The organism is Nocardia coubleae NBRC 108252 (assembly GCF_001612805.1).
In the GTDB taxonomy this organism is placed as follows: Bacteria; Actinomycetota; Actinomycetes; order Mycobacteriales; family Mycobacteriaceae; genus Nocardia; species Nocardia coubleae.
This window is the reverse complement of record NZ_BDBD01000019.1, coordinates 466,738-488,208: the sequence shown is the minus strand read 5'-3', so window position 1 is coordinate 488,208 and position 21,471 is coordinate 466,738. Positions and strand designations below refer to the sequence as shown.

At 68.2% G+C, this 21,471-nt stretch carries 18 protein-coding genes; 11 read left to right on the top strand and 7 right to left on the bottom strand.

From position 1 onward, the window contains the following. Positions 1-53 precede the first annotated feature (53 nt). Positions 54-1,403, top strand: coding sequence for an aminotransferase class I/II-fold pyridoxal phosphate-dependent enzyme (locus NCO8_RS21985; protein ID WP_067642006.1), 1,350 nt, complete (start codon positions 54-56; stop codon positions 1,401-1,403). 148 nt (positions 1,404-1,551) lie between these two features. On the opposite strand, the gene NCO8_RS21980 is transcribed toward NCO8_RS21985, so the two are convergent. From NCO8_RS21980 to NCO8_RS21970, 3 genes are read right to left on the bottom strand one after another with little or no spacing between them, the layout of a single operon-like run. Then, positions 1,552-2,478 carry an LLM class flavin-dependent oxidoreductase gene (locus NCO8_RS21980; protein ID WP_167353320.1) on the bottom strand — a complete coding sequence of 309 codons (927 nt, stop codon included), beginning with the start codon at positions 2,476-2,478 and terminating at the stop codon, positions 1,552-1,554. 20 nt (positions 2,479-2,498) lie between these two features. Further along, a complete protein-coding gene (locus NCO8_RS21975) occupies positions 2,499-3,794 on the bottom strand; it encodes an NtaA/DmoA family FMN-dependent monooxygenase (RefSeq protein ID WP_067642004.1) in 1,296 nt (431 codons plus the stop codon). 8 nt (positions 3,795-3,802) lie between these two features. Beyond that, the gene (locus tag NCO8_RS21970) at positions 3,803-4,783 is read right to left on the bottom strand and encodes a sulfurtransferase (protein ID WP_067642003.1); all 981 of its coding nucleotides are present in this window, start codon (positions 4,781-4,783) and stop codon (positions 3,803-3,805) included. Positions 4,784-4,950: 167 nt separating this feature from the next. On the opposite strand from NCO8_RS21970, the gene NCO8_RS21965 reads away from it, so the two are divergent. The 7 genes from NCO8_RS21965 (at position 4,951) to NCO8_RS21935 (ending at position 13,031) form a co-directional block, all read left to right on the top strand. After that, positions 4,951-5,889, top strand: a complete 939-nt coding sequence (locus NCO8_RS21965) for a sulfurtransferase (RefSeq protein ID WP_067642002.1) — start codon at positions 4,951-4,953, stop codon at positions 5,887-5,889. A 191-nt stretch (positions 5,890-6,080) separates the two neighbouring features. Continuing rightward, positions 6,081-7,091 (top strand): ABC transporter permease, encoded by a 1,011-nt coding sequence (locus NCO8_RS21960; RefSeq protein WP_084457362.1) that lies wholly within the window; start codon positions 6,081-6,083, stop codon positions 7,089-7,091. Further along, complete coding sequence (locus NCO8_RS21955) at positions 7,088-8,137, top strand: ABC transporter permease (RefSeq protein WP_157105030.1); 1,050 nt, start codon at positions 7,088-7,090, stop codon at positions 8,135-8,137. The genes NCO8_RS21960 and NCO8_RS21955 overlap by 4 nt, the downstream gene beginning before the upstream one ends. Next, positions 8,134-9,675 carry an ATP-binding cassette domain-containing protein gene (locus tag NCO8_RS21950; RefSeq protein ID WP_067642001.1) on the top strand — a complete coding sequence of 514 codons (1,542 nt, stop codon included), beginning with the start codon at positions 8,134-8,136 and terminating at the stop codon, positions 9,673-9,675. The genes NCO8_RS21955 and NCO8_RS21950 overlap by 4 nt, the downstream gene beginning before the upstream one ends. Next, positions 9,668-11,371, top strand: a complete 1,704-nt coding sequence (locus NCO8_RS21945) for an ABC transporter substrate-binding protein (RefSeq protein WP_067642000.1) — start codon at positions 9,668-9,670, stop codon at positions 11,369-11,371. Before NCO8_RS21950 ends, NCO8_RS21945 begins: the two co-directional genes overlap by 8 nt. Positions 11,372-11,400: 29 nt before the next feature. Further along, positions 11,401-12,387 (top strand): AfsA-related hotdog domain-containing protein, encoded by a 987-nt coding sequence (locus tag NCO8_RS21940; protein ID WP_067641999.1) that lies wholly within the window; start codon positions 11,401-11,403, stop codon positions 12,385-12,387. Then, positions 12,384-13,031, top strand: coding sequence for an HAD family hydrolase (locus NCO8_RS21935; RefSeq protein ID WP_067641998.1), 648 nt, complete (start codon positions 12,384-12,386; stop codon positions 13,029-13,031). The genes NCO8_RS21940 and NCO8_RS21935 overlap by 4 nt, the downstream gene beginning before the upstream one ends. 155 nt (positions 13,032-13,186) lie before the next feature. On the opposite strand, the gene NCO8_RS21930 is transcribed toward NCO8_RS21935, so the two are convergent. Continuing rightward, positions 13,187-14,668 (bottom strand): FAD-dependent monooxygenase, encoded by a 1,482-nt coding sequence (locus NCO8_RS21930; RefSeq protein ID WP_067641997.1) that lies wholly within the window; start codon positions 14,666-14,668, stop codon positions 13,187-13,189. Between the two features lie 133 nt (positions 14,669-14,801). Between NCO8_RS21930 and NCO8_RS21925 the strand changes: the two genes are divergently transcribed. Continuing rightward, positions 14,802-16,088, top strand: a complete 1,287-nt coding sequence (locus NCO8_RS21925; protein WP_067641996.1) for an MFS transporter — start codon at positions 14,802-14,804, stop codon at positions 16,086-16,088. Continuing rightward, positions 16,085-17,296 (top strand): cytochrome P450, encoded by a 1,212-nt coding sequence (locus NCO8_RS21920; protein ID WP_067641995.1) that lies wholly within the window; start codon positions 16,085-16,087, stop codon positions 17,294-17,296. The genes NCO8_RS21925 and NCO8_RS21920 overlap by 4 nt, the downstream gene beginning before the upstream one ends. Here the strand turns inward: NCO8_RS21920 and NCO8_RS21915 are convergent. From NCO8_RS21915 to NCO8_RS21905, 3 genes are read right to left on the bottom strand one after another with little or no spacing between them, the layout of a single operon-like run. Continuing rightward, positions 17,286-17,630: an ArsR/SmtB family transcription factor gene (locus tag NCO8_RS21915; RefSeq protein WP_067641994.1), complete on the bottom strand. Its 345-nt coding sequence runs from the start codon at positions 17,628-17,630 to the stop codon at positions 17,286-17,288. The two genes, NCO8_RS21920 and NCO8_RS21915, sit on opposite strands and share 11 nt — an antisense overlap. A gap of 44 nt (positions 17,631-17,674) precedes the next feature. Further along, positions 17,675-19,732, bottom strand: coding sequence for a prolyl oligopeptidase family serine peptidase (locus tag NCO8_RS21910; protein WP_067641993.1), 2,058 nt, complete (start codon positions 19,730-19,732; stop codon positions 17,675-17,677). Positions 19,733-19,755: 23 nt separating this feature from the next. Then, a complete protein-coding gene (locus NCO8_RS21905; protein WP_067641992.1) occupies positions 19,756-20,286 on the bottom strand; it encodes an AMIN-like domain-containing (lipo)protein in 531 nt (176 codons plus the stop codon). Positions 20,287-20,423: 137 nt separating this feature from the next. Between NCO8_RS21905 and NCO8_RS21900 the strand changes: the two genes are divergently transcribed. After that, entirely contained in the window at positions 20,424-21,389 is a 966-nt protein-coding gene (locus tag NCO8_RS21900) for a dipeptidase (RefSeq protein ID WP_084457359.1), read from the top strand. The last annotated feature ends 82 nt before the right edge of the window (positions 21,390-21,471 follow it).

Below are 21,471 nucleotides of genomic sequence, written 5' to 3'. Positions count from 1 at the left end.
CGCTGAATACATATATTCGTCATACTGGTCCAAATGCGACGAATGGAGAATCGGTGACCGACCCGGGTTCGGCGGTGCTCGTGCGTGCGCTGGCGGCCGACGCCTCGCACACATCCGAATCGGTGCGGGCGGTGACGGCGCGGCTCATCCGCGACGGTTCCCTCGCCGAGGGGATCCGGTTGCCGACCATCCGGGAACTGGCCCAGCACTGCGGTCTGAGTACCCGTACGGTCGTCGCCGCCTGGGGTGAGCTGCGCAAAGAGGGGCTCATCGCCACCAATCGCCGGGGCGGCACCGTGGTGGCCGCGGCCGGGGGAGTCCCGCTGGGGCGCCCGCTCGCCGAGCGTGATCTGCTCACGGGCAGCCCCGACTACGCCCTGCAGCCCGACCTGGCGCCCGCGATGCTCGCCGGGCTGCACACCGACGACCTGAACCGCCCCGGCCGCGACTACATCACCGACCGTTTGCGCACGGCGGTATGTGACGGCTGGCCCTTCCCCGCCGAGGCGTTCGTCGCGGCGGGTGGCGGCTCGGAGGGTTTGTTTCTCGCCGTGGACGCGGCGGCCCCGGACGGCGCGCTCGTCGCGGTGGAGGAACCGGTGATGCCGGGTTTCCTGGATACGCTCACCGAGGTCGGGTATCGGGTGATCGGGATCGCCGCCGACCAGCAAGGGGCGCTGCCGGATTCGCTGGCCGAGGCATTGCGCCGGAATCCGGCGGTGGTGGTGTTGCAGCCCGAAGGCGCGTACGCGACCGGCGGTGTGCTCTCGCCGAATCGGGCCGGGGAACTGGCCGAGGTGTTCGCGGCGGCGGAGGTGGAGCCGTGGATCGTCGAGGACGACGCAGTGGGACCGCTCGCCGTGGCGCAGGCGCCCTCCCTGGGGAGCTGGTACCCCGAGCGCTGTGTACGAGTGCGCAGCTACTGCAAGGCTTTCGGCATGGATATCCGCACCTGCGTGATCGGTGGCAGTGCCGAACTGGTCGAGCGCGCCATTCGGGCCAGGGTGCACGGGATCGCCGCGAACAGCCGCATCCTGCAGAACGCCTTGGCGCACTTGATCGGTGATCCCGGGACGGCTGCCCTGATCGACACCGCCCGTGAGCGTTACGCGGCCCGGCGTGCGGGTTTGGTCGCCGCCCTGCGGAAACACGGCGTGGCGGCCGAGGCCGGGACGAACAGCCTGGTGGTGTGGGTCGAGGTGGCCGACGAACAGGGTGCGTTGCTGCGGTGCGCACGGCATGGGGTCGTCGTCGGATCGGCGGCACGATCGCATGTCGGGGCGGCGCGCGCTGCTATCCGGGTGGCCGTTCCCCAACTGCCCGACGACCCGCGACGGCTCGCCGAACTGGCAGCGCTGCTGGCGGACGCGGCGGCATCGACCCACCGCGAATTCCTCGACTGACCTGTGCAGATGGGCGCGCGGACGGCCTGAAAATCCGCCGTCATGCAGTCCCGCGGCGGCATGCAGGGGCTGGCACGGGAGGACCGGCGGGACAACAAGCACCGATCACGCACGATCGCGACACCGAGGGCTCACGGATCGCCCCGTCTCAGGCTGTCGTGAACGTCTCGCTCGATGACAGGGTCGCGACGCGTGCCAGCACGTCGAGGTAGCGGGGGTGGTGGACGGCGAGCGGGACGTAGTAGAGCACGTCGGTGGCGGCGGGCCGGTCTGGATCCTCTGCGAGTCGGGAGGCGATCTGGTCGACATTGCCGATACTGATCCTGTTGTCTACCAAGTATTTCGGTAGATCGACCGGCTCGGAGTAATAGCGCGGACTCTGCGCGATATCGGTTTCGAGGAGCGCGAGGGAATCACGTTCGCTGTCACCGGGGAGTACTGCCACACTCACCCCGATTCGCGGCGTCGTCCGGCACTCGGCCAGATAGGCGTCGACCAGTTCGGTGACACTTCCGCCGGCTCGAGCCTGCGAATTACCGTGTGGCAGCAGGCCATCACCTGCTCGGGCGATTCGGCGAGCCGTGTCGATGTTTCCGGTCGACTGCCAGATGCGCGAGCGGAGGCCACCGGGCGGTGGGTAGAGGGCGACCTCGTCGCCGACCCGGCCGCTTTCGAGGATCCGGTGTATCTCGCCTACTCGCTGGGTGTAGATCGTCTCCCGTTCCGCGTCGGACACGCCGAAGCCCGCGTAGCTGGTGGCCGAATGTCCGAAACCCAGGCCTTTTCCGAGCCCGAGTTCGAGGCGTCCATCGCTGAGCGCGTCGGTGACCGCCGCGTCTTCGGCCAGTCGCACGGGATGCTCGAAAGGCACTGTCACCACGCCGGTTCCGAGCCGGATGTGCCGCGTGTGCTGAGCTGCGGCGGCCACGAACGGGAAAACCGACGGTAGCGCCGCGTGATGCGCCTCGAAGTGCCGGGCGGCGAACCAGACGGTGCCGAAACCGAGTTGTTCGGCGCGCACCGTGATCTCGATGGTCCGCCGATAGACCTCGGCAGCCGGTGGCCCACTCCGCAATTGTACGAACAGTGCGCGATTCACAGACCGTAATGCCCTCTCAACGTGGTGGTTTCGTACTCCGTGCGAAAGAGCCCGCGCGATTGCAGGATCGGCACCACCTGGTCGACGAAAAGATCGAGCCCGCTGGGTAATTCGTCGAGCATGATGTTGAACCCGTCGCTCGCTCCCCGGGTGAACCACTCGGTGATGAAGTCGGCTGCCTGCTCCGGTGTGCCGACGACCTTCGCGTGCACGCTGCCGGAGGCGAGAAGCCGTGCCGCGCCGCGAGTGTCGGCGCCGGACGCGCGCACGTTGTCGAGCAGCACCGCGCGTTGTCCGCGGGAACCCGCGTCGCTGTTCTCGTCGGGGATCTTGTACCAGGGAAACGGGGCGCTCAGGTCGAGGTCGTCGGGGGAGAGGCCGAGACGATCGGCCAGATTGGTCAGCTGCACTTCGTCGGGGATCAGGTCGATGAGGTCTCGTTCACGCTGCTGCGCGGCGGTTTCGGTGTCGGCGAGAACGATGATCAGGCCCGGCAGTAGCTTCACGCTGTCCGGGTCGCGACCGGCTGCTGCGGCGTGCTGTCGCAGTTCGGTTCGGCGCGCGGCGGCGGACACGGGGTCGACGTGTGCGGAGTAGATCGCGTCGGCGGTCCTGGCGCCGAGCTCGACGCCGTGGCTCGACGCGCCCGCCTGGATCAGCACCGGCTTGCCGTGGCCCAGCGGCGGGGCTTTCAACGGGCCGGCCACCCGGAAGAACTTGCCCACATGCTCGATCGGACGGACCACCTGGGGATCGAGGTAATGTCCGGTCGCCTTGTCGCCCACGAGCGCACTGGCCGGAACCGAATCCCACAGTGCCGTCACCACCTCGAGGAATTCGGCGGCCCTGGCATACCTTTCGGCCTTCGGCAGCGCTTGGTCGAGGGAGTAGTTGCGGGCCGCGTTGTCGCCACCGGTGACCACGAAATTCCAGCCGACCCGCCCGCCCGACACCGACGAGAGCGCGGCGAACGAACGGGCCAGGTTGTAGGGATCGTTGTAGGAGGTCGTGGCGGTGACGATCACCCCGATGTGGCTGGTGTGCGCGGCGAGCACGGCATGGGCGACGAACGGTTCGAGCAGGCGGCTCGGCGCGGTCCAGTCCTTGGCCTGGATATCGGGGGAATCGGCGAGGAACACCGCGTCGAGGAGGCCGCGCTCGGCGGTGCGCGCCACGTCGAGGTAGTGCTCGATCTCGATGAAATGGGCCGCTGGTTCCGGTGCGCGCCGCCACGGGCTGCCGATGGCGCCGCCGGGAATGAGATTCGCGTTGAGAATGACATGTCTCGGCATGAGGGATCCTAGAAATTCGTCAGGGCGACAGAGGGTTCCGTTGCGAGCGGACGGGCGGGATCGGCGACCCACTGCGACAGGGAGCCGGGATAGAGGGCGATCTCGATGCCGAGCGTCGCCAACACGAACACCTGTAGAGCCGCTGCCATCGCACTGCCGCAATAGCTGGCAGCCGGGGTTCCGGCGTCGACACCGAGGCGGTGGTAGCGGGCGCGCAGCGTTGCCTCGTCGAGAAGCAGTCCCTCGTCGTCGAAGTCGTCGAAGACCGGGGCGCTGATGGCGCCGGGGATATGGCCCGGATACTCGCCCCCGCCGTGAAAATGGGTCGGGGGACGCGCGTCGAGGAGTATGCCGCAACTGGGAAGTCGGGCGACAGTGGAGGTTTCGACCGTTGGTAGCGACCCTGACCGTGCGATGACAGTGTCCGAGTGACCTGACCTGACGGGTGTGCCGGATGCATCTGATGCATCAGACGTGCCGGATGGACTTGGTGCGTCAAACGTCCCGGACGTGTCGGGTTCGTGGGCGTCATCGTTCCCGCGAGTGTCGGTCTGGTCGTCACCCGTGCGTGGCGGCTCCTCGGGCCGATCCGAGGTGAGCCGGCCGCCCGCTGCCTGCCAGGCGCGTCGTCCACCGTCGAGGATGCGGACGTCGGTCAGGCCGGCCCAGCGCAACACCCACCAGGCGCGGGCGGCGGCCACCGAGCGGGCGTCGTCGTAGACCACCACCGTGCTGTCGTCGTGAATTCCCCAGCGGCGCAGTGCTTCGGTGAGGGCCTCCGCGTCGGGTAAGGGGCGGGCGCCGGAGTCGGCGGTCGGGGTACCGGACAGATCGGCGTCGACATCGGCGAACTGTGCGCCGGGGAGGTGTTCGCGCTGGTAGTTCGCGCGCTCCCCGGCCGTGCGGACGTCGAGCAGCACGAGCCGCGCGGGCGGGGCGTCGCGCAGGTCGGCCGCGGAGACGAGGTGGGCGGCACGGTCGCCGGGCATCGGGATCCTTTCGCCGATTTCGGTGTGTTCGACCGGCCGAGAATATGTAGTCCGAGGGTATGAACACATATTTGGAGTCCGCCTGACTTTTTGTGTTCCCGTGGGTGTTTGGCCGACTTATGTTTCTCCCGCCGGGTCGTCGGAACCCGGGAGATGGGAGGTCGGCCATGACGAGCCGGATCGTCGACGTGCAGTGGGTGCGGGATCGCCGCGCGGACGCCGTCGTCATCGAGGTGACCAATGCTCGCGGGCCTGCCTCCATCCCCGGTGCCCGCTCGGTCTACTGGAAAGACCTCCTCTGGGACCGGTCCCGTCGAGAGTTCCCTACCGCCCGCGAGCTGGCCGACCGTCTTCACTCACTAGGCGCCCACGCCGACGCCCCGCTCGTCTTCGCCGGGGACCCACCGCAATTCGCGGCTTACGCACTCTGGGTCGCCACCGCCGTCGGGATCGAAGGCGACCTGCGCTACCTCGATGGAGGCACTGCCGCGTGGCCGCACGACGGGCCGGTGATCGGCCTTTATCGGTCTGTCGGCGCTGGTAGCGGCAACCGAGTGGGTGCCGATGCCGCCGGTCAGCGGTGGGCGCTGGACGTTGCGAGCGAGGAAAATGCTTCTCGAACGGCCGACGTTTCGCGCACACCGCTTCCCCTGGCGTCGCCGCGGTTCGCCGAGGTGGTCGTGGGCAGGGAGCAGGTTCGCGCCGCGATCGACTCGCCAACCGTGCTGCTGGACCTGCGCTCTCCCGAAGAGTTTGCGGGACTCCGTGTTTCACCGTCGTCGGAGCCGGTCGACCACGGCGCCGAGCGGCACGGGCACGTCCCCGGAGCGTTGAACCTGCCCGCCCAAGACCTGCTCGACCCCGCGGGCCTGCTCCGGCCGACCGACGAAATCACGGCGCGCATAGCCGAACTCGGCATCGCCGACGCCGACGACATCATCGCCTACTGCCGGCTCTCCCACCGAGCCGCACTCGGCTGGTTGGTCTTCACCGACCTCCTCGGTGACCACCGCATCCGCGTCTACGACGGCTCTTGGACCGAATGGGGCAGCCTCGTCGGTGCCCCGGTGCACAACCCTGCCGACGCCGGGGAGCTGACCTCATGACGACACCATCGAACACCGATTCATTGCGGGGAAACACGGTTTCACAGACGGTGACACCTCGCGCCCCCGAGGATGCGACGGCAGCACCGGTAGTCGCAGCCCCACAGGCAGCGGGCACCACCGGGTCCGGAACAGAGTCGATGCGGGTCGTGCCGAGTTCTCCGGATTCCACGTCGAATCGCCAGGATGCGATGCCGACCAACGGGGCCGCCGCGCAAAGACGTGCGGTTTTCACCTCGCGTAAGAACCGCGGCCCGGCGAACAGATCGCAGATCGTGGCTCGGCGCATAGCCGGGGTGTTCCTGTCGGCCGCCGGAATGATGTGGGCAGCAGTCACTTTGGCGTTCCTGGCGGTGCATGCCGCACCGGGTGATCCGGTGACCGCCATCATGGGCGAGTCCAGTGATCCGGCCCTGCGGGAGCGGATCGAGCGGGACTGGGGGCTGGATCGTCCGCTGATCGCGCAGTACGGCCTGCATCTGGGCCGGTTGTTGCACGGTGATCTCGGCTATTCGTATGTGCGCGGTGAACCCGTGGCCGACATCCTGTTCGGCGAGCAGTTGGTGACCAGTGCGCAGCTCGCCGGGTTCGCGCTCCTGATCGCGGTGGTGCTCGCGCCGTTGCTCGCCGTGCTCACCGCAGGTCGGCGTGATGTGTTCAGCCGGGCGACCGCGACGCTGGAGGTGATCGTCGCCTCGGCGCCCCCGTTCTGGACCGGTCTGGTGCTGATCTGGGTGTTCGCGTTCACGCTGAAAGTTCTTCCGGTTACTGCAGGCAACGAATTCCAGCGGCTGATCCTGCCCGCCGTCACCCTGGCTCTGCCGATCGCCGCTGTGCTCGCGCAGGTGATGCGGGAGGGGATCGAGCGCGCGCTGGAACAGCCGTTCGCCCTCACCGCCCGGTCGCGCGGGATCAGCGCCACGCAGTTGCGGCTGCGGCACGGGCTGCGGCATTCGCTGATTCCCGCCGCAACGCTGGCGGGCTGGGCGGTGAGCGGGCTGCTCACCGGGACGGTCGTGATCGAGGAGGTCTTCGGGCGGGCCGGTATCGGCCGGGAGACCATCGCCGCCGTCACCCATTCGGATGTGCCGGTAGTCCTCGGCGTCGCCCTGCTCACCGCCGCCATCTACCTCACCGTCACGGTCCTCGTAGACCTCGCCTACCTGTGGATCGACCCCCGTCTCCAGGAGCCGACCGCATGACCGACACCGCATCCACCCAACTGAAAGCCGCGAAGGTACCTGTCCCGACCGGCGGCGTCGCCCCGACCGCCGGTGGTCCGTTCGATGCGCAGGACAGCGCGGTCGAGGCAGCCGACGTGCCTCGAGGCGTCTCCGAGCGATCCACCAACGGGTCGACATCGAAGTCGCGGACTTCGGTGGGCCAGAAGGAGACGCGCGGAAAGGTGCATGCCCTGCATCGGTTGGTCGCAGTCGCCTCGAAATGGCCGTTCGGCGTGACTGTTTCGGCCGCTGTGCTCGCGTCGGCCGCCATCGCCGCACTCGCACCGGACTTGCTGTCGGGCAGCGACCCACTGCACACCGATCTGCTCGCCGCCCACGAATCACCTTCCCTTGCGCACCCGTTCGGCACCGACCAGCTCGGCCGTGACGTGCTCACCCGCGTCGTGCACGGCGCTCGGCTGTCACTGTTCATCGGGGTGACCGCGACGGTGTTGGCGGTGGCCATCGGGGTGACGCTCGGATTGATCGCCGGTATCGGTAATCGGCTCGTCGATGCTGTCGCGTCGCGGGCGTTCGACCTGCTCGGGGCGTTTCCGGAGATCCTGCTCGCCCTGGTGCTCATCACATTCACCGGTACCGGCGCCGCCAACCTCATCCTCGCGATCGGTATCGCCGCCGCCCCTCGGTTCGCGCGGGTGATGCGGGCCGAGACCCGGGCGGTGCGTGGCAGCGAGTTCGTGGCGCAGGCGGGACTGCTCACGCGGTCGCGTGCGCGGATCGTGGTCCGTCACATCCTGCCCAACGCGCTGCGCTCGCTGCCGGTGGTGGTCACCCTCGGGCTCGGCACGAGCATTCTCGGCGCCGCCGCGCTGAGCTTCCTCGGCTTCGGCCCGAAACCGCCCGTGCCGGAATGGGGTTCGATGCTGGCCGAAGCGCACGGTGATCTGCGGATCGCCTGGTGGTCGGTGGTCTTCCCCGGTGCCGCCGTCACCGTCGTCGTCCTGGCGACGACCGTCCTCGGCCGCTACGCCGGCCACCGTTTCGAGCGAAGGGCGCAGCTGTGACCGACACCCTGATCCAGGTCCGGAACCTGCGCGTCGAATTCGACGGGCGTGCGGAGGTGCGCGGCGTCGATCTCGAGCTGCGCCGCGGCGAAATCCTGGCCATCGTCGGTGAATCCGGGTCCGGAAAGTCGGTGACCACCCGCAGTCTCGTCGGTCTCGCGGGTGGCCGGGTCAGCGCCGACCGGCTCGACCTCTTCGGCGCCTCGGCCCTCGACCTCTCCGAACGGCAGTGGCGTGGAATACGCGGCGCCCGGGTCAGTTTGGTGTTCCAGGACGCCCTGGTCGCGCTGGATCCGTTGCGCACCATCGCCGACGAGATCGGTGAGTCGCTGAGCGCGGTCCCGCGCAACGAGCGCAACGACCGCATCGACGGACTGCTGCGTTCCGTCGGCATCGCCGACCCGCAGGTCCGCAAGCGGCAGCGGCCGTTTCAACTCTCCGGTGGACAACGTCAGCGCGCACTGATCGCGTCGGCGCTCGCGGCGGGCCCGGACGTGATCATCGCCGACGAACCGACCACCGCCCTCGACGTGACGGTCCAGAAGCAGGTGCTCGAGCTGCTGGCCGAACAGGTCGCGGGTGGTCGGGCCATGATCCTGGTCAGCCACGACCTGGCCGTCGTCGCCTCGATCGCGGATCGCGTCCTGGTGATGCGGGCAGGCGAGGTCGTCGAGGCGGGGCCCACCCGCGAGGTCATCGAGCGACCCCGGCACGAGTACACCCGCGCGCTGCTCGCGGCCGTACCGCACGGCAGTGCCCGTGCGCGGGCCACCGAGCCGGTTTTCACCGCGGCGGGGCTCACGAAGTCGTACCGGGGAGTTCGGGCGATCTCCGATGTCTCCTTCGAAGTCGGTGCGGGCGAAGTGCTCGGCGTGGTGGGTGAATCCGGGTCGGGTAAGTCGACCGTGGCCAAGATCGTCACGGGGCTGATCGAGCCAGACTGCGGCGAAATGCGTTTCGGTACCGAGCCTTTGACGCGCAAGACCCGCAAGCCGGGTGAGCTGGGACTGGTCGCGCAGGACTCGGTCGGTTCCTTCGACCCGCGCTACCGGGTCGGCGAGATCATCGCCGAGAGTGTCGCGCTGCGGGTGCCGCGCGCCGAACGTCGAGCCGAGGTGCTGCGCTTACTCGACGCCGTGCACCTGCCCGCCGACACCATCGATCGCCACCCACGCGAACTGTCCGGCGGGCAACGTCAGCGGGTCAATATCGCCCGCGCGCTCGGTGACCGCCCGCGCCTGATCGTCTGTGACGAACCGGTGTCGGCGCTCGACATCTCGGTGCAGGCCCAAATCCTCGACCTCGTCGCCGAACTCGCCGCCACCGAAGACGTGGCGATCGTATTCATCTCGCACGATCTGGCCGTCATCCGGCAGATCTGTCACCGCGTGCTCGTCCTGAATCACGGCGTGGTCGTCGAATCAGGCACGGCCGACGACGTATTCCACCACCCGTCCTCGCCCTACACCCAAGCCCTGCTCGATGCCGTCCCGCGACTGGCGGTCCCGGCTCCCACAGAAAGCTCCTCGCGTGCGTAATCGCCTCACCCGACTGTTCACCGCGCTGCTGCTGGCCACCGCGCTGGCCGCGAGCGCCTGCGCCGCCGACCCCGAACCCGGCGGCGGCGGTGGTGGCCCGACCACCCCGCCGCAGGCAGGCGGCACCTTCACCATCGCCTTGCCCGCCTATCCGTCGCGCGGCCTCAGCCCGCACTACGGCGCGGCCTTCGACGCCTCCCAGGTGCTGCGCAACAGCTTCGACAGCCTGATCGCCGAGGACCGTGACGAACAGTTCCACCCCTGGCTGGCCACCGAATGGACCATCTCGCCGGACGGCCTGGTCTACGAATTCGCCCTGCGCAAGGACGTCACCTTCCACAACGGCGAAAAGTTCGACGCCGCGGCGGTGAAGGCGAATATCGACGCCTTGCGCAACCCCGACTACCCGTCCTGGACGGTCCTCGGTCTGTTGCAGTACTCCAGTGTGAGCGCGGTAGACGTGCTCGACCCGTACAAGGTGCGCATCACCCTGAGCACCCCGCGCGCCGACTTCCTGTCCACCCTCGGCGGACTCAGCGGCGCCATCGTCGCCCCGAGCAGTCTGAAGGCCGACAAACAGGCGCTGACCAGCGGTGCGGGCTTCGTCGGTTCCGGCCCGTTCGTGCTCGACAAAGTGGTGCAGGGTCAGGAACTGCGTTACCGGAAGAACCCCGCCTACAACTGGGCTCCCGCCACCGCGAAACACCAGGGGGCCGCCTACGTCGACGAACTGGTCGTGAAGTTCATCCCCGAGGCCGCCACCCGCGCCGGACTGCTGCGCAGTGGTGAGGTGAACGCCATCGGCACCGTGAAGGCCACCGATATCGGCTTGTTCGACGGTGTCGGCGGATTCCAGTACGAGCAGATCGGTTCGGCCGCCTCGCCGTGGGTCATCATGCTCAACCTCACCCACGGCGCCACCACCGATGTGCGCGTGCGTCGCGCCATCGCCAAGGGTGTCGACATCGCCGCTGTCACCAAGAGCCTCACCAAGGACACCCAGCAGCGCGCGTGGAGCCTCATCTCTCCGGACAGCGCCTACTACGACCCGAAGTTCGAGAACAAGAGCGGCCCCGACCTGGACGCCGCGAAAGCGCTTCTCGCGGAAGCCGGTTGGACCGACGCCGATGCCGAGGGTTACCGCACCGACAGCACCGGCAAGCGGTTGACCGTTCGGCTGGTCGCCACGAACCCCACCTACCCCGAGGACGATTTCCTGAAGGCCTGGCAGGCCGAATTGCGCCAGAACCTCGGCATTCAGGTGGAACTGCAATTCGTCGACAATGCCCAGATCTACGACCTGCTGGCCCGCAACGACTACGAGGCCTTCCCCCGTCAGGTCGGCGGCCTCGACCTGTCACTGCAGTTCAACCGCGCCTACGGGTCGACCACTCCCGACCTGAAATACGGACAGATCGACGGCATCACCATCGGCTCCATCGTCGGCGGCTCGAAACTGGCCGACCCGCAGGTGGACCGGTGGCTCGTCGACGCGACCAAAGCCACCGATCGCGAACAGCGCAAACAACTGTTCAACCGCATCACCGCCCACCTTCTCGACAATGCCGTCGCGATCCCCCTCTACACCGACCGCAACAGCGTCGCCGCCGACGCGACCGTGCACAACCCGACCTCGCTGTTCGATGCCCCTCGCAACAGCGTCAACGGCTGGGCCTACGACATCGCCGTCCGCTGACCAGCATCCTCCTCCCGGAAGGCTCGATCATGACCGTCGCCACCCCCACCCTCACCTTCGACCGCAATATCCCGCGCGGACTCGTGCACCGCGAATCCATCGCCGAGGTATTCCTCACCGACGCCCAACCCACCCCGGACGGCGCGATATTCGCCGCCCAGCTACCGCGCAACCATTCCTATTTCAGCGATCATCGCGGCACCGCCACCACCTATGACCCGCTGCTGCTGATCGAGGTGTTCCGGCAGGTCGCCATCTATTACGCGCATTCGTTCATCGGCGTCGCCCGCTCGGAGAAATTCATCTTCGGGTCCGCCGATTTCACCATCTCCGACGCCGACACCCTGCGCATCGGCCAGTGCCCCGGACACTGCGTCATCGAGGCGCGCGTGATCGCCGACAAACGACGCGACGACCAGGTCATCGGGCTCACCCTGGAAATGGTCGCCGAGATCGAGGGCCACGAGGCGGCCAGGGAGATCATGGTCTACCAGTGGATGCCCGCGCCGGTGTGGAACCGGATCCGCGTGCGTGGGCGCGAATCGCTCGGCCTGCCCGCCGCGCCGAGCATTCCGCCCCAGCCGCCGGTCGCCCGGATGCGCCCGGGCTCGGTGGGCAGGCACAACCCGCGCAACGCCATCCTCGCCAACCCGGTGCTCACCGGGGAAGAGCTGACCGCGCTCACCATCATCGACACCGACCATCCGTCGCTGTTCGACCACGCCCTCGACCATGTGCCCGGCATGCTGCAGTTCGAGGCGGCCCGGCAAGTGGCGATGGCGGCCGCCAACGCCGTTCTCGGCCTGGACACCAGCCGCATGGTGATGCACCGGCTCGGCATCGAATTCACCAAATTCGGGGAATTCGAACGGGATACGATCGCCCGCGCCACCGTCACCGGTGACACCGACGGCGCCCGCGCCCGCGTCAGCCTCACCCAGGGCGCCGATGTGATCGCCGCCGGTGACGTGGAACTGCGGTTCCGTCCCGCCGACATCAGGACGATGGTCCAGTGAGCGCGCCGTTCGTCTGGTTCGATTTCGGCGGCGTGCTCTCCCCACCGCTCGACGAGCTGTTCCAGCGCTACGAACAGGTGGCGGGCATCCCCGTCGACCTGTTCAAATACGCGATCGCCGAGGTGGGCGCCCAGTACGGGCTGGCACCCCTTGCCCCGATCGAACTGGCCCTGCTCGACGAACGCACCTGGGTGGCGAAGCTGCACGCGGTGCTCCGGGCCAAGGCACCCGAGCTCGACTTGTCGCGCAGTGAACCGGATTTCGGCAGGCAGTGGTTCGCCGGGCACGAGGTGAACCACGCCGTCCGCGATTTCGCCATCGAGCTGGCGGGCGACGGAGTCCGCGTCGGCGTGCTGAGCAACAACGTCGTCGAATGGGAGCCCTACTGGCGCACCATGATCGACCTCGACGACCACCTCAGCGTCCTGATCGATTCGTGCAAGGTCGGCTTCCGCAAACCCGACCCTGAGATCTTCGCCCTCGCCGCGGAGACCGCCGGTGTCTCGCCGCAGGACAGCCTGCTCGTCGACGACCTCGCCGAAAACTGCGCGGCGGCAAGGGAAGCCGGGTGGACCGCTGTGCAGTACCGCGACGCCGACCAAGCCATCGCCGACGTGCGTACGGCCTTACGCGAGTTCCGATGATGCCACCGCAACCCCGCCGGACCGCCACCACCTCGGCCCTCGATCCGATCGTGCGCGTGAGCGACAAAGACGCTATCGGCCCAGGTGGGGGGTTGTTCCGGCGGGATGACACACATGGCGCGTTCGGACCGGTCGGCTGCGCCCCGACGCGCCGCTCACAGGGCGGCCGCGAGGTAGCCGTCGGGTCGGATCACCGCCGAGGTCCAAGGTTGATCCGGAGTCACCTTGGTGGTGATGACCAGTGCATCGTCGGGCGCATCGGGGATGGGGGTGTGTTCGTCGGGCCGGATCGCGACGAACCGGCCTGCCTGCAGCAGTTCCGCGAGAGTGCTCACCCGCCCGTCGTTTTCGGTGAGGACGAGGTCGTGCTGGAATCCGGGCTGGAACTGGCCGCTGATGAGGTGGGCGATCCCGTCGTGCACAGCGGGCACGGCGAGCATGGCCAGCACGGCGTCGCGGACTTGCGGGTTCGCGGGATCCATCATCCGGGATTGCAGCACGGTGTTGCCGACGATCGCGGCGGCGTGGGCGACGCGTTCGCGGGAGTAGTCGGCCAGGACGGTGGGTCGCTCGCGTCCGGTGAGGACGCGGGCGAGCCGCCAGCCGAGGGCGAAGGCGTCCTGCATCCCGGAGTTGAGTCCTTGTCCGCCGAGCGGATAGTGGCTGTGGGCGGCGTCGCCTGCCAGCAGCAACCGCCCGTCCCACATGCTGGTGCGGTAGCGGCCGTGGTCGCTGAACCGGGTGAGGTGGCTGACCCGGCTCAGCGCGGGCTCTGCACCCAGCACGTAGGCGAGGCGTTCCCGGTACTCGGCTTCGGTCGGTTCGGGGCGGTGCTCGAGGGGACCGCTGAAGTCCATCGCGATGATGCGCGCCTGGCCGCCGGGGTTCGGGTTGTGCATGGTCCAGCCGGTCGGTGTCGAGTTCCAGCCCGGCGGGATCTCGCCGGGCGCATCCGAAACCGCGAGTCCGGCAATGGCATTCATCGTCGCCGGGTACACCTCGGCGGGGAAGTTCCCCGTGCGTGCGACAAGACTGCGTGCGCCGTCCGCTCCCACCACGTACTTCGCCCGAATCCGCATCCCGACGTCCCCGGCGCTGCCCTCGTGCACATCACGCCGCGCGTTGCTTTCGGTCGTGGTCCGGGCGCTGCCGCCCGCGGCTGCCGCTCGTTCGCCGAGATGTGCGGCGACCTGAGCCGTGACCGCATGGTCTCCGGCATCCAACCGGATAACGCTGTGCCCCCGCAGGATTCGGGCGCCCAGCGACAGCGCTCGATCCTCGAACGCCGCCTCAAGCCGGGCCTGCGGGATTCCCGCGATCGGCGCGGGCTCCACGCTCGGCGCGCTGAGCGTGAGCACCGGTTGCGCCGCGAACTGGAAGGGGCTGCGATGCACGCCGACCGGATTCCGGGCGATGGCCTCGGGCGGGACCGACGGGATGTACCCGCGCCGGGCCAGCAGCGACAGTGTGCGGGCGTGCACGGTCCCGGCGCGCGGACGCAGGTCGAGCTCCGTGCGCGACTCCACGACAACCACGTCGACCTGCTGCAATGCCAGCTCCGCGGCGACGAGCATGCCCACCGGACCGCCGCCGACCACCAGGACATCGGTCTCGATCGCGTGCGGTTCGGTGCTCATCGGCTGCTCCTGGGGCGGGTAAGCCGCGTCCGCGACTTCCGGTTGTACGAGAACTGTCGTAGCTACTAATATCATCGTACCTACCGATCGGGTAGTACCTAATTCGCGTACCGGAGCCCACCGAGGGAGATCCATGTCGACCGCAACCGAAACCCAAGCTCCACCCAGTTCCGCCACGCTGCCCGTGGTCCTGGCCGCGCAGTTCGTCACCCCGATGGCGATCGCGGGCACCGCCATCGCGCTACCGCTCATCTCCCGTGATCTCGGCTCGAATCCCACTGCGCTGCAATGGGTTGTCAACGGGTTCAACATCGCCTTCGCGCTCACCACCCTGCTGTGGGGTGCGGTCAGCGACCGAATCGGGCACCGCCGCACCTTCGGCATCGGCACCGCGCTGGTGGTCGTCGGCAGTGTCGGCAGCGTCGTCGCGCCCGCGCTGATCGTGCTCGACCTCGCCCGGGTGATCGCCGGCGTCGGTGCGGCGGCCATCCTCACCGGCTCCACCGCACTGCTGTCCAGTGCTTACGAAGGTGCGCGCCGCACAAAGGCGTTCGCCATCTTCGGGACGGTCAACGGGCTCGGCCTCGCCCTCGGGCCCACCATCTCCGGCCTGCTCATCGCGGTGGTCGATTGGCGCGGAGTGTTCGTGGTGCACGCGGTGATCCTCGCGGCCGCGGGCCTCGGGACGCGCCTGCTACCCGCCGCCGAACCCGGCACCGCCGAACACGGCCCGATCCTGGACCTCGGACTCCTGCGCAACCGCGAATTCCTGGCGATGTGCCTGGTTCCGGTGGCCGGGTCGATCGGTTTCGTCACCCTGCTCACCTACCTGCCCTCGGCGCTGAGCGGCATCACCGACCTCTCGCCCGGGACGTCCGGGCTGCTGATGCTCGCGATGACCATTCCCGTGTTCATCGCGCCGGTGGCCATCGGTCATCTGGTCACCCGGTTCCCCGCCCTCACCATCGGCCGGGTCGTCTACCTCAGCCTCGCGGCGCTGATTCTCGGCAATATCGGCGTGCTCGCGTTGGACGAGGGCCGCTCGGTGCTGTGGATCGTCGTCCCGATGGTGCTGCTCGGCCTCGGTTTCGGGCTGCCCATCGGTCTCGTCGACGGGCACGCGCTGTCGGTCGTTCCCCCCGAACGCGGTGGGACGGCGGCCGGTGTCCTGAACTTCTTCCGCATCGGGAGCGAGGCCGTGTTCGTCGCGGGCTACGCGATCGTGCTGTCCGCGGTGGTCGGCAGGCAGCTCAGCGGAGCCGCCGCGCACGACACCGCCGCGGGCCAGTTCGGTCACCCCGACGTCTACCGCACCGCGTTCACCACCACCGTCGGCGTGCTCATCGCTCTGCTCGTCGCCCTCACCCTCGCCATCATCGTGGTCCGCCGACAGGCGCGCCCGGAAGGAGTCACCTCATGACACACGCCATCGACGCCGTCCGGATCGATCTCGACGGCATCGCGAACATCAGTCCACCGACCATGATCGAGCCGGTGGCCGAGCGCTCGCGCGGCGGGTTACCGCAGGTCGTGCTGCCCAGCGGCCACACTGTCGTCCACCTGACCAGCTACCGCGACGTGCACGCGGTGCTCACCGACCTCAGCTTCGCCCGCGCGGAGACCAACGTCGAGGACGGGCCGACCTTCCTGCCGACGATCATGCCGACGGAGATGCTGCTCAACCTCGATCACCCCGGGCACGGCAGGCTCAAGGGTTTCGTCGCCTCGGCCTACAGTGCCGCGACGATCGCCCGCCGCGCACCCGCTGTGCAGCGTGTCCTCGACGGAACCGTCGCGGAATTGCGGGCCCGGAATGCCGGTGGCACGGCCGATCTCGTGCAGACGCTGCTCGACCCGGTGACCATCGGCGTGAACGTGGACTACCTCGGCATCCCGACCACCGACATCGCCTACTTCCGGCACCTCTCGCGGCAGATGCAGCTGGCCCACGACACCGACGTGCCCGCCCTGCTCGCCGACTTCTGGACCCTCTACCACTACATCGAAGATTTGGTCGCCCGGCGCCGCGACCTCGAACCGGGCCTCATCCTCGACCTGCTCGACGCCCGCGACTCGGTCTCACCCCCGGTCACCGACGCCGAGTACGCGGCGATCCTGCTCGGCTCGATCGTCGGCGGCGATCAGAACATCCTGTCCGTCATCACCAAGATCGCCTACGTGGCCCTGGCCCGGCCCGAACTGTGGGACCACCTGGTGCGCAACCCCGACACCATCCCCACGGCGATCGAGGAATTCCTGCGACTGCTGCCACTGGGGCGCATCTCCACCTTCCCCCGGGTCACCACCAGGGAGATCACGCTGTCACAGGGCGTGCTGCACCCCGGGGACATCGTGTACGCCGACGCACACTCGGCCAACCGCGACCCCGACGTGTACCCGGACCCGTCGGTGCTCGACCTCGGCCGCGACGGGAAGCGGCACCTGCAATTCGGGTACGGCATGCATCACTGCATGGGTGCGGCACTGGCCCGGATGGAGATCGTCGAGGTGATCCGGCGGCTCGTCACCGAGTTCCCCACTCTCCGGCTGGCCGTGTCGGAACACGAGATAGTCTGGGAGACAGGGGTTCTCGTGCACCGGCCGGTGTCGCTGCCGGTCAGCTGGTAGCCGGGGCGGCCGGATGGCGGACGCGGTCGGCTGCGAGGATCGCGGCGAGCAGACCCGGAAACGCGGTTTCCATGTCGTCGCGCCGCAGCTTCGTCATCCGGCCGTTGCCCACATCGCGCTGCCAGATCAGCCCGGCCTTGCGCAGCACCCGGAAATGATGGGTGCGGGTGGACGGCGCCCAGGGCATCCCGAACACGCTGCAGAACTGTTCGGCGCCCTCGGGCTCGGCGTAGAGCTGGGCGATCACGCTGCGCCGGTTGTCGTCGGCGAGAGCGGCGAGCACGGTCGACAGGTCGAACTCCTCGATATCGGGATGACCATCGGCATCGGCCACGATGCACTCCTTCCGCTCGAACCTACGACAACCATAGTACCTATCTAGCGCCCGCGACCCTCCATCAGCATCTGCGTGAAGAACTCGTACACCAGCGCCGACAGGTACGCCGACTGCTTGTTGTCGGCCGCGCCACCGTGCCCGCCCTCGATGTTCTCGTAGTACCAGACGGTGCGGTCCTGGGATTCCAGCAGTGCGGCCATCTTTCGCGCGTGACCAGGGTGGACCCGGTCGTCGCGGGTGGAGGTGGCGAGCAGGATCGGCGGGTACTGCTTGCCGGGGTCGGTGTTCTGATACGGCGAGTACTCACTGATGAACGCCCACTCCTCGGGCTTGTCCGGGTCGCCGTACTCCGCGATCCAGGAGGCGCCTGCCAGCAGCAGGTGGTAGCGCTTCATGTCCAGCAGTGGCACCTGGCACACGATGGCGCCGAACAGCTCCGGGTAGCGGGTGAGCATCACGCCCATCAGCAGACCGCCGTTGCTGCCGCCCTTGGCGCCGAGCCGGTCCGGGGTGGTGATCCCGCGGTCAACCAGGTCCCGGGCGACTGCGGCGAAGTCCTCGAAGGCACGGTCCCGGTGCTCTTTCAGTGCGGCCGTGTGCCATTCGGGCCCGTACTCGCCGCCGCCGCGGATATTGGCCATCACGAAGGTGCCGCCCTGCTCCAGCCAGCCCATTCCGGCCGCGCCCAGATACGCCGGGGTCCGCGAGATTTCGAATCCGCCGTAGCCGTCCATGATGGTCGGGCCGGGCGTGCCCCTGCGGTCGCGGTGGCGGATCACGAAGTAGGGCACGGCTGTTCCGTCATCGGAGGTGGCGAAGAACTGCTCCGCCTCGATGCCGGTGGCGTCGAAGTAGGTAGGGGCTTGCTTCAGCAGGGTGGTCGTCTCGCCGACAGCGGTGCTCAGCAGGGTGGTGGGTGTGGTGAAACCGGTTGTGGTGAGCATGAATTCGTCGCCGCCCTCGAGTGGGTCGAGATTGCTCACCGACGTGCTCGACATCGCGGGGGTGTCGGAGAGGTCCGCGCTCGCCCACCCGTCGGGGCCGGGGGTGAGGACGCGCAGGCCGGTCTGCACATCGCGCAGGGTGGTGAGGATCAGGTGGTTCTCGGTCCACCCCCACGATTCCAGCGAGGTGTGCGGATCGGGGGCGAACAGTACCTCGAATTGCCTTTCACCCGCGAGGAAGTCATTGATATCGGTGACCAGCAAGCTGCCCGCCGGGAAGGTGGTGTCGGCGGGGGCCCACTCGGTCTTCAACCGCACCAGCAGCCAGTCGCGGTACCAGTCGACGTCGGCGTCGGTCGGCGTTTCCACCAGCCGCCATTCGCCGTCGATGAGCAGGGAGACCTCGGAATTGAAGAAGTCCGTCGATCGATGCAGATAGTGCCGTTCGTAACCGGGGTGCCTGTCGTATCCGGCGCCGATCGACACATCACTCGGCTTGCCCTCGAAAACCGTTTCGGCGGCGGCTAGTTCGGTGCCACGCCGCCAGCGCTTCGCGACGCGGGGGTAGCCCGAATCGGTGAGTGACCCCGGTCCGAAATCCGTCCCCACGTATACGGTGTCGGCGTCGATCCAGCCGACCCGTGACTTGGCCTCGGGCAGGAAGAACCCGCCGTCCTCGGGGGCGACGAATTCTCGTGTGGTCATGTCGAATTCGCGTTCGACCGTGGCATCGGCACCACCCCGCGACAGGTGGATGATGGCGCGTTCCTGCGACGGCCGAAGCACCGCGGCCCCACCCCACACCCAGTTCTCCCCATCGGCCTCGGCGAGCGCGTCGACATCGATCAGCACATCCCACTCGGGATTCTCGGTGGCATACGACTCGAACGTCGTCCGCCGCCACAGCCCGCGCGGATGCTCGGCGTCGCGCCAGAAGTTGTACAGCCACGGTCCGCGCCGCGCGGGATAGGCGATCTTGGTGTCGTCGTCGAGCATCGCGAGGATGCGCTGCTCGAGGTCGGCGAACCGTTCGGTGTTCGCGAATCGGTCCGCGACCACCTCGTTGCGGGCACGGGCCCAGTCCAGCGCCGGTTCGGCGGTCACGTCTTCGAGCCAGAGGTAGGGATCGGTCACATTCTGCTCAACGCCGCTCATCCCCACATTGTTGCCGACGTGACTCACCAATAGTGCGCGACGTCTATCACCACGCGTGCCGGACCTTCGAGGGTGAACACCCGGAACGGCAGCCGGGCGCGCACGCCGAGCCCGAGGGTGGTCTGGCCCTCGAACGAGCCGGCCCAGGCGACCTGACGGAAGGTCTGGTAGCCGTTCACGTTCACCAGGTCGCTGCGGCTACCCGGCAGGTAGGTGCTCGCGCCCGCGTCGTCGTGTGCGGGTGCCAGCACGGTGACCTGTAGGAACGCACCGCCGCGCAGCGGGACGCCCGCCCCGGAGCCGTCCTGGGTGACGGTGCCGACGTAGCCCACCCGGTAACCGGCCTGCGGTCCGCTGAGGTCGATAACGAGACGGTCGTAGCAATCGTGTCGGCCCGCGCGCACATCGCGCACGACACCCGACGAGTAGTTCGGACTCGACTTGTCCAGCGAGCCCCACGCGAGTCCGCAGTAGGAGGGGGTCGCCGCGGCGGGCAGTGTCGACAGGCCGACAGCCGCCGCGAGACAAGCGAGCAGGACGAGGAAGCGACGCATGTCGCACCGCCTTCGGGCAGGGGGACGCAGTATTGATTAATCGGACGAATCAGACATCGCGTTAGCGTCGGTCCGGTGCCGATAGCGTTGCGAAACGTAGGATCGCAGGTCACGGATAACGATGGGGAGGTGTGTCCATGCTCTGGGAGCAGCATTGCTGTCTGCCGTTGTTGCCGACGGCGCGGGTCGCGGATCTGGCGCGCTACCCGCTCGGGTCGTATCTGTCGGTGAATGTCGGGTACTCGGGGGAGACCAAGGCCGACTCGCTCGCCCTGCTGCGGTTGTTCCGTGAGCAGGCCGCCGCCGACCCACGGTTCCGGCTGGTCGATCGGGTGAGTGATATCGGTGCCCCCGAGGTGATTTCACTGGCCTTCGACCTGGAGGATTCCGCACCGCTCGACGGTGACCTCGACAACGTCGCGCTCTTCTACGAACTCGGCGTGCGCTCCCTGCTGCCCACCTACAACCACGCCAACGCGGCAGGCTGCGGCTGCCTCGACACTGTCGACACCGGCCTCACCGCGTACGGAAAAGACCTGGTGCGCAAGCTCAACGAGGTCGGCATGTTCGTCGACGGCTCGCACTGCTCCCGCCGCACCGGCCTCGACCTGGCCACCCACACCGCCGCCCCCATGATCTACTCCCACTCCAATTTCGCCGCCCTGTGGGCACATCCGCGCAATATCACCGCCGACCAGGCGCGCGCCTGTGCCGCGACGGGCGGGGTGATCGGCATCAACGGTGTCGGCATCTTCCTCGGTGAGAACGCCCCCGAAGCGCGGGCCGAACGCCTCGCCGCCATGGCAGACCACATCCGCTACGGCGTCGACCTGGTCGGCATCGATCACATCGGCATCGGCTCCGACTACTCCTTCGACGGCGACCAGTTCAACGCCGAGATTCACGAGAACCCCGCCGCCTTCTCCGCGGACTACACCGCCTGGGGCCCCTTGCAGTGGACCCCACCCGAAGACCTCCTCGGCGAAACCCCCGGCATCCCCAGCCTCGACGACCTCCTCACCGACCGTGGCTTCACCCCCACCGAACGCGCCGCCCTCTTCAGCGGCAACTTCACCCGCGTAGCCACCCAGGTCTGGCGCTGACCGGCATCGTCGCCGAGCGTGGCGACCCGGGCGCCGAACGCTCGAACACAACCCACCACCACGTCCGCCGAGTCGTGCGGAG